This is a genomic window from Nonomuraea sp. NPDC052129 (genome assembly GCF_040680095.1).
Taxonomy (GTDB): Bacteria; Actinomycetota; Actinomycetes; order Streptosporangiales; family Streptosporangiaceae; genus Nonomuraea.
This window is the reverse complement of record NZ_JBFAVX010000055.1, coordinates 39,876-48,441: the sequence shown is the minus strand read 5'-3', so window position 1 is coordinate 48,441 and position 8,566 is coordinate 39,876. Positions and strand designations below refer to the sequence as shown.

The window sequence follows — 8,566 nt, the reverse complement described above, 5'->3', positions numbered from 1 at the left end:
GGTGGGATCGGCACAGCCGATCCCGCCCGGCTCGCCTTCCGGGCGGCGAACGCCGGTAGAGGCAGGCTCGCGCTGTCTGCACAATGGTCGCCATGGACGAGAACAGCCTGGACGAGAACATCCGGGACGAAGCATGGTGGAGGCGGCAAGCTGCCGCACAAGGAGAATGGTGGCGGAAACGGGGGGCAGCCCATCAGGAGGAGACCCTCCGGCAGAACAACCTGATGTACGGCGGCTTGATCGCCATCGGAGTGGTCTTGGTGCAGCCGTTCCTGACTCCGGGAGCCGCTGCCCTTGATCTGTCCGCCCAGATCTGTGTGGTCGCTTTCTCCTTGGCCATCCCCCTCTTGTCCGCTCTTATCGTGTTGAACCGGCATGAGACCTATCGTCGGCGCTCGACAAGCTCCGTTTTCGTGCTGGTGGCGCAGCAGGCCGCGCTCGGGCTCGGGTACGTCGGGGTGGTCGCCGGTTTCTGGCACATCATGACGATCGCCGGGATCGCGCTCCTGGTCGGCACGATCTTGGGGGTGGCCGTGCATTCCGCAGGTTATGTGCAGGTGGAGGAAGACGACGCCAAAGCCACACCAGGTGCGGAGCAACCACCCCAAGCGCCATGATGACCACATGAGCGAAGTCCTGAGATATGCCGCTTTCACCACCACTCCCGCCGGCGGCAACCCCGCCGGAGTGGTCTTGGACGCCCGGGAGTTGTCAGATGGGGAGATGCTCGCCATCGCCGCCGAACTCGGCTACTCCGAGACGGCCTTCCTGCACCCCACGGACGAGCGCCAGTACCGGATCCAGTACTTCAGCCCGCTCGCCGAGGTCGCCTTCTGCGGCCACGCGACGATCGCCGCCTCGGTCGCGCTCGGCGAGCGGATCGGCCACGGAACCGTGAACCTCACCACCCAGGCGGGCCCGGTCCTGGTGGATATCGCCGCGGATCCGACCGGGGAGATCACCGCCACCCTGACCAGTCCGCCGACCTCCACCCGCCAAGCCTCCGAAGAGGAGGTACGGCCCGTGCTCGCCGCACTGGGCTGGTCGGCCGACGACCTGGACCCCGCCTACCCGGCCCACGTCGCCAACGCCGGCAACGACCATCTCGTCCTGGCCGCGGCCAGCCGGGGCCGCCTGGCCGATCTCGACTACGACTTCGAGGCCCTGGGCAAGATCATGGCCGACTTGGGATGGACCACCGTCCACCTCTTCTGGCCCGAGTCCCCCACCGTCTTCCACGCCCGCGACCCGTTCCCGCCTGGCGGCGTCGTCGAGGACCCGGCCACCGGTGCCGCGGCCGCCGCCTTCACCGGCTACCTGCGTACGCTGGGACGCCTCGAAGACGGCACCGTTCTCACCATTCACCAGGGCGTCGACATGGGGCGGCCCAGCCTCCTGATCTGTAGCACCATTCCCGGCGACTCTCGCGTCAAGGTCTCCGGCACCGCGGTGCCCATCCAATAACTGACTGATCACTCGGGATCTGAGCCAGCCGTCCCGAATTCCCGGCGCAGCCTGGCCGGGTCGACTTCGGTCACGGCTGTCTTCCCATCCAGCTCCCAGCCTTTCCCGTACGCCGTGGCGAAGGATCCCTCCCCCAACACGGCCCGCGCACGGCGGGTGAGCTCGCGAACCTGCGGGTCGGTGCGGTCGTGCGTGCCGCGCAGCCGGGAGGCGACGCCGAGCAGGACGGCCGACTCGTGATGCCGCCCGTGCGCCTGGGCGAGCGCGGCCGCGTTCACCGCCCCCAGCGACAGGATCGGCAGGTCCCGGGCGTCCAGCGCCGCCGCGTACGCCTTCGCCAGCATCTTCTCCGCGCCGGCCAGGTCGCCCAGCTCCAGGCAGAGCGCGGCCCGTACGCTGCCGGCCAGCGCCCGCGCGTGGTCACCAGGGAACGTGGTGTCGCCGTGCAGAGCTCGTTCGGCGTCGTCGAGCAGGTCCCGCGCCCGGTCCAGGTCGCCGAGCCGCACCCGGAAGGCGGCCTCCCACGCGTCGACCAGGGCCGACAGCTCCGGCGAGGCCGCGCGCAGCGCCAGCTCCCGGGCCGAGCCGACCATCGCGATCGTCGAGTCGGTGTCGCCGCGCCGCATGTGCAGGTCGATCCAGCGCAGGTGGAGAAACACCTCGTCGCTGAGGCTGAGCGAGCCGAACTCGCCGGCCAGCGACTGCGCCTCGCGCAGGTCGGCCAGCGCGCCGTCGAGGTCGTCGTCGTACTGCCGCTGCTGGGCGCGCATCGGCAGCACGGTGGCCTGGCCCCAGCGGTCGCCGGCCTGCCGGAAGCAGGCCAGGGCCGCCTCCACGTCGGCGCGCATGGTGTCGAACTGGCCCGCGTTCTCGGCGAACTGGGCGCGGAACATGCGGGCCAGCCCGGACAGCCACACGTCGTCGCCGTCGGCCAGGCGCGCGATCTTCGCGTACACGGTCTCCTCCTCCCGCAGGAACGCGAGCGTGAGCGCGGTGAGCGCGCCGCACGGGCCCGGCAGTTCCGGGTAGGCGAGCAGCCGGTCGGCCAGCTCGCGCAGCCGCGCCTGGTCGTCCGCGATCTCCTCGGCGGTCAGCCCCGGCCGGGTGTCGGCCCGGTTGATCAGGTGGATCGCGTGGGCGCAGTCGCGGCCGGGCGTCGGCTCGCCGCCGCCGGGCACCGCCAGCGCCTCGCCCAGCCAGTAGGCCGCGTCGGGGTGCCGGCCGAACATCTGCCAGTACCAGGTCAGGTTCAGGGCGAGAGCGACCGCGCCGGTAGCGTGGCCGGTGTCGCACCGCCGGCGCAGGGCGGCCAGCGTGTTGTCGTACTCGGCGCTGATGACCCGGATGGCCGTCAGCTGGCCGGGCCCGCGCAGCCGCGGGTCGTACCGGGCCATCAGCTCGGCGAAATGGCCGGCGGCCAGATCGCGGACGGCGCCGAGGTCGCCCGTCTCGGCCAGGCGGTCGGTGCCGTACTCGCGCAGCGTCTCCAGCATGCGGTAGCGGCCCGGGTCGGGCGCGAGCTGCAGCAGCGACCGGTCGACCAGGCCCGCGAGAAGCTCGGGGATCTCGGCGGCCGGCACCGTGGTGCCGGCGCAGAGCGCGGTGGCCGAGGCCGGCGTGACGCCGCCGGGCAGGATCGAGACGCGTTCGGCGACCGTACGCTCGTGCTCGCTCAGCAGTTGCCAGCTCCAGGCGATGACCGCGCGCAGCGTGCGGTGCCGGGGCAGCGCGGTACGGCTGCCGGTGGTGAGCAGGCGGAACCGGTCGGACAGCCCGTCGGCCAGCTCGGGCAGCGACAGCGTCCGCAGCCGGGCGGCGGCCAGTTCCAGCGCCAGCGGCATCCCGTCCAGCCCACGGACCACCCGCCGGACCTCGGGCAGCGTCGTGTCGTCCACGTCGAAGCCCGGGCGTACGGCCGCCGCCCGTTCGGTGAACAGGCGTACCGACGCCGCCCGCCGGGCCTGCTCGACGCCGTCGTCCGGGCCGGGCAGCGCGAGCGGGCCGAGCGGCACCAGCGCCTCGCCGTCGACCGCGAGAGGTTCGCGGCTGGTGGCGAGTACGCGCAGCTCCGGGCAGCGGGACAGCAGCGCCGCGACCAGGTGGGCCACGGAGTCGACCAGGTGCTCGCAGTTGTCGACCAGCAACAGGATCTCCCGGCCGCCGAGCCGGTCGGCGAGCACGTCCAGCTCGTCGCCCTCGACCCGCGTCCTGGCCTCGAACATCGCGCCTCCGCGCAGCCCGATCCCGGCGAGCACGGCCGCGCCGACCTTGGCCGGCTCGGTGACCGAGGCGAGGTCGATCAGCCAGGCGCCGTCGCGGTAGTCGTGGTGGTGGCGGCGGGCGGCCTCGACGGCGAGGCGCGTCTTGCCGGCGCCACCGGGACCGAGCACGGTGACCAGGCGCCCGGCGGCGAGCAGCGTGCCGATCCGGGCGAGGTCGTCGTCGCGCCCGATGAAGCTGGTCAGCGGCGCGGGCAGGTTACTCGGCCTGGTCTGCGGCGCGGGCAGGCTGCTCGGCCTGGTCTGCGGCTCGGGCAGGTTACTCGGCCCGGTCTGCGGCTCGGGCAGGTTACTCGGCCCGGTCGGCGCGGTGTCGGCGGCCGGGGCGGGCCGCTCGGCGCGTAGCAGGCGCAGGTGGCGTTCGTGCAGGGCGGTGCCCGGGTCGGTGCCGAGCGCGTCGGCCAGAGTTTCGCGGACCCGCTCGTACAGGGCCAGAGCGTCGGCCTGGCGACCCTGGGCGGCGAGCGCGTCCATGAGCAGCGCGGCCGCCCGCTCGTGAACGGGGTGCTCGGCGAGCAGGGCGGTCAGGCGGGCGGCGGCCGCGTCGGCACGGCCCAGGGACAGCTCGGCGTCGGCGAGGTCGGCGACGGCCTCGACCGAGGCGTGGACCAGCCAGGTCGCGACGGTGGGCGCGACCGCGGCGACGACCGCAGGCTCGGCTCCGGGACGGTCGCCCCACAGCGTCACGGCCTCGCCGAGCACGGCCGCCGCGCCGTTGGGGTCGCCGGCGCGCAGGCGGTCACGACCGGCGGCGGCGAGCTGCTCGAACCGCAGCGCGTCCACATCGGCCGCGTCCACGTCGAGCCGGTAGCCGCCCGCGGCCTGCGCGACGTCGCCGACCGAGCCGATGGATCGGCGCAGCCGCGAGACGAGGGCCTGTAGGGCGTGGGCGGGGTCGGCCGGGGGGTCATCGGCCCAGATCGCGTCGATCAGGACGCCCTGCTCGACCGCGCGCCCGCCGGCCAGCGCCAGCCGTACGACCAGGCCCTGCGACCGCGCGCCGGGAACGGGCAGGGCGGCGTCACCGCGAGACACCTGAAAGGCGCCGAGCAGCGTGACGCGAAGCCTCGCATCCCCGTCCATCTTCCGAATCTTCGCGCGCGTGCCGACGAGTGTCCAAATCAGGACTTGTCCTCATGTGAGCGCCGTGTGTGCCCCGTGTGAGCGGCCCGCGTCAGTCTTCGGATGCCTCGGAGAACGTCGTGGGGCACGCGGAGGGACCGCGCAAAACGCTCTGGAATAACGTTCCAATAAGTTTCGGAAAGGGGGCTTCCGTGCACGATGTAGTGATCGTGGGCGCCGGCCCGGTTGGTCTGTTCCTTGCCTGCGAGCTTGGCCTCGCGGGCTGCTCTGTCCTGGTGCTTGAGCGGGAGCCGGAGCCCGGCTCCCCATGGAAGGCGGACCCGCTCGGGATGCGGGGCCTGTCCGCGGCGTCGGTGGAGGCGTTCTATCGCCGGGGGATGCTGCACCCGCTGCTGACGGCCTCAGGCGTCCCTTCCGGCGGGAACCCCGACACGGACGAGCCGTCACCCCCTCGTGGCGTGGGCCACTTCGCCGGAATGATGCTCGATCCGGCCAAGGTCGATGTCGCCGCCCTGCCGTTCCGGCTGCCCAGCCCGGCGATGGACGGCGTGATGACGAACCTCGAAGCGGTCGAGGCGGTGCTGTCCGAGCGGGCGGCCAAGCTCGGCGTGGAGGTCAGGCGCGGCGTCACGGTCTCAGCCATCGAGCGGACCGATGAGAGCGTGGTCGCGCGAGCCGGCGGGCACGAGTACGCGGCGCGCTGGCTCGTCGGCTGCGACGGCGGACGCAGCGCGATGCGCGGGCTCGCGGGTTTCGACTTCGTCGGCACCGAGCCGCAGTTCACCGGCTATGTCGTGCTCGCCACCATCGCCGATCCCGAGAAGCTGCGCCCCGGATTCAACCTGACGCCGACCGGCATGTACCTCCGGACGCCCGCGGAAGGGTACATCGGCATGCTGGACTTCGACGGCGGCACGTTCGACCGCTCGCGGCAGCCGACTCGCGAGCATCTCCAGGCGGTTCTGCGCCGTGTGTCCGGCACCGACGTGACGCTGAGCGACGTCCATCTCGCCTCAAGCTTCACCGATCGGGCGATGCAGACGACGACCTACCGGCAGGGACGCGTCCTGCTCGCGGGCGACGCCGCACACATCCACTCTCCCCTTGGGGCGCAGGGACTCAACCTCGGCATCGGCGACGCCTTGAACCTGGGGTGGAAGCTCGCGGCGACCGTGCAGGGGTACGCGCCGGATGGGCTGCTCGACACCTACACCCGCGAGCGCCATCCGATCGGCGCCTGGGTGCTCGACTGGACGCGCGCCCAGGCGGCGGTCATGCGGCCGGACCCGCATGCCCAGGCGATCCAAGCGGTGGTCCGCGACCTGCTCGGAACCCGTGACGGAACGACGTACGTGTTCGAGAGGACATCGGGATCGTCGCTCCGTTATGACCTCGGCAGCGAGCAGCAGCTGGTCGGCCGCAATGCCCCAGACCTTCACCTTGAGGACGGCACTCGCCTCGGCGAACTGATGCAGGACGGACGAGGCGTCGCGCTCGATTTCAGCACCGACCGGCGCCTGCACGATTCAGCGATGGGCTGGGAAAGCCGGATGCGGTATGCGGCCGGTCCGGCGAGAAACGACCTCGGATTCGGGGCCCTGCTCGTCCGGCCCGACGGCATAGTCGCCTGGGCCGGTGATCGCGCCCCTGATCGTGACGCGTTCGAACGGGCCGCCGGCCATTGGTTCGGCAGCCCGGCGATTTGACGCCGCGCCGCCCCGAAATGACATTTCCTCTCCTCACCCGAGATTCAGGAGCACACATGACGATCACCCTCCGACCGGGAAGCACCGTGATGTTCACCGGCGATTCGGTCACCGACTGCCAGCGGCTGGAGAGCGAAGACGGCCTCGGCTTCGGCTACCCCCTGCGCGTCGCGGGCGAGTGGGGACTGCGACACCCGGACCGGCCCGTGACCTGGCTGAACTCCGCGATCGCCGGCAACAAGGTGATGGACCTCGAAGCCCGCTGGCAGGCGGACGTGCTCGACGCGCGCCCGGACGTGGTGTCGATCCTCGTCGGCGGCAACGACGTGGCCTGGCACACGTACGACCCGGACGGCTACGTGATCTCCACGGAGGAGTACGCGGCAGGCTACGACCGCCTGCTCGCACCCCTCGCCGAGGCCGGCGTCGAGCTGATCCTCATCGAGACATCCCTCCTGCCGATCAGCGGCCTTGTCGAGGTCGGCGACGTGCACATCGGCGAGAAAGAGCGGAAGGAGTGGCGGGCCGACCTGGACCCGAAGAACCAGGTCGTCCGCGAGCTCGCCCGCAAGTACGGCGCCCACCTGCTCGCCGCCGACGGCATGTTCGCCGAGCTCTCCGCGACGACCGGGCCGGAGTACTGGGCCGCGGACGGCGCGCACCCGACGCCGGCCGGTCACGCCGCACTGGCGGCGGCCTGGCTGCGCCTGGTCGCGTGATCCGGTCTCGCCGACGGTAATTCGTGCGTCACCGCCCGATCTTTATCTCTGCGCGACCGCAGAGATAAAGACCGGGCTTACGTTTGCCTAGTGATCGGTGATCTGCTCGACATCGTGTTGGTTGCCCTGGTGATTGCCTTCGGCTTCTCCGGATATCGCCAAGGGTTCGTCGTCGGGGCGGCGAGCTTCATCGGTTTCATCGGCGGGTGTGTGTTCGGGATTAATCTCGCGCCGCCCATCGCGGGCGCGGTTGTGGACGGAGACGTCCCGCAATTATTACTGGCCCTCGTAATCGTGCTCCTGGCCGCGATGATCGGCCAGTTCATCACATCTACCGTGGGGGCGGTATTGCGTTCCCATTTGCGGGACGAACCTGCCCGGAGGCTGGACGCGGTAGGCGGAATGCTGGTCGCCGCCTTTTCGGTGCTGGTCATCGCCTGGCTGGCCGGAAGCCTGCTGGTATCCACCTCGCTGGTGCCGGTCGTGGAACAGATTCGTGGCTCGCTGCTCTTGGCCACGGTCGATCAGGCGGTCCCGGACGCGGCGCGCGACTGGCAGAAACCGTTCAAGCAGTTCATCGACCGGTCCGGCTTCCCGCCGGTGCTGGACGTGATCGCCGGCCAGCCGCTCGTCGACGTTCCACCGCCGAGCGCGGCTGTGCTGAGGAGCCCTGGGTTACAGCAGTCGCGGGCAGGGATCGTGCAGGTGCAGGGGACGGCGAGCTCGTGCCGTAAGCGCATCACCGGCTCAGGATTCGTGTACGCGCCCGACCACATCATGACCAACGCGCACGTGGTCGCGGGGGTGGACACGGAGTTGCAGATCATCGATCACGAGGAGCGTCCTCGCCCAGCGGTGGTGGTTCTGTACGACCCGCGACGGGACGTGGCGGTGCTGTACGTACCGGGCCTCGGACTGCCGCACCTGACCTTCGACGGCGAGGCGGACAAGGGCGAGGACGCCATCATCGCGGGCTACCCCCAGGGCCGCGGATTCACTCCGCAGCCGGCCCGGGTCGCGGCGCGGCAGAGCGCCTCCATCCCCGACATTTACCGTGGGCCCGAGGTGACGCGGGAGGTGTACCTCATTCGGGGCAAGGTCCAGCACGGCGACTCGGGCGGTCCCCTACTGGCCGCCGACGGGCGGGTGCTGGGCGTGGCCTTCGCCGCCGTCACCAGCCAGGAGGACATCGGTTACGTACTGACCGCCAGCGAAGTCGCCGCCGACGCCCGCGAGGCCGCGACCGCCACCAAACCCGTCAGCACTCAGGTCTGCGACTGATCCCGTCCCCGTCGACCCGCATTCGTCGCGCCGG

General features: G+C 71.3%; 6 protein-coding genes. 5 read left to right on the top strand and 1 reads right to left on the bottom strand.

Going from position 1 to position 8,566, the window contains the following annotated elements; genetic code table 11:
• Nucleotides 1-92: 92 nt before the first annotated feature.
• Complete coding sequence (locus tag AB0L53_RS56885; protein ID WP_364014691.1) at nt 93-617, top strand: hypothetical protein; 525 nt, start codon at nt 93-95, stop codon at nt 615-617.
• A gap of 7 nt (nt 618-624) precedes the next feature.
• On the top strand, nt 625-1,464 hold the full coding sequence (locus AB0L53_RS56880) for a PhzF family phenazine biosynthesis isomerase (RefSeq protein ID WP_364014688.1): 840 nt from the start codon (nt 625-627) through the stop codon (nt 1,462-1,464).
• Nucleotides 1,465-1,472: 8 nt separating this feature from the next.
• On the opposite strand, the gene AB0L53_RS56875 is transcribed toward AB0L53_RS56880, so the two are convergent.
• Nucleotides 1,473-4,826, bottom strand: a complete 3,354-nt coding sequence (locus tag AB0L53_RS56875) for a BTAD domain-containing putative transcriptional regulator (RefSeq protein WP_364014685.1) — start codon at nt 4,824-4,826, stop codon at nt 1,473-1,475.
• A 191-nt stretch (nt 4,827-5,017) separates the two neighbouring features.
• On the opposite strand from AB0L53_RS56875, the gene AB0L53_RS56870 reads away from it, so the two are divergent.
• From AB0L53_RS56870 to AB0L53_RS56860, 3 genes are all read left to right on the top strand, one after another.
• Complete coding sequence (locus AB0L53_RS56870) at nt 5,018-6,532, top strand: FAD-dependent oxidoreductase (RefSeq protein WP_364014682.1); 1,515 nt, start codon at nt 5,018-5,020, stop codon at nt 6,530-6,532.
• Between the two features lie 56 nt (nt 6,533-6,588).
• The gene (locus tag AB0L53_RS56865; RefSeq protein ID WP_364014679.1) at nt 6,589-7,251 is read left to right on the top strand and encodes a GDSL-type esterase/lipase family protein; all 663 of its coding nucleotides are present in this window, start codon (nt 6,589-6,591) and stop codon (nt 7,249-7,251) included.
• A 90-nt stretch (nt 7,252-7,341) separates the two neighbouring features.
• A complete protein-coding gene (locus AB0L53_RS56860) occupies nt 7,342-8,532 on the top strand; it encodes a MarP family serine protease (RefSeq protein WP_364014676.1) in 1,191 nt (396 codons plus the stop codon).
• The last annotated feature ends 34 nt before the right edge of the window (nt 8,533-8,566 follow it).

What these genes read in the sequence shown, in the direction of transcription:
- AB0L53_RS56885 (WP_364014691.1), top strand. Translation starts at nt 93, where the DNA reads ATGGACGAGAACAGCCTGGACGAGAACATCCGGGACGAAGCATGGTGG.
- AB0L53_RS56880 (WP_364014688.1), top strand. Translation starts at nt 625, where the DNA reads ATGAGCGAAGTCCTGAGATATGCCGCTTTCACCACCACTCCCGCCGGC.
- AB0L53_RS56875 (WP_364014685.1), bottom strand. Translation starts at nt 4,826, where the DNA reads ATGGACGGGGATGCGAGGCTTCGCGTCACGCTGCTCGGCGCCTTTCAG.
- AB0L53_RS56865 (WP_364014679.1), top strand. Translation starts at nt 6,589, where the DNA reads ATGACGATCACCCTCCGACCGGGAAGCACCGTGATGTTCACCGGCGAT.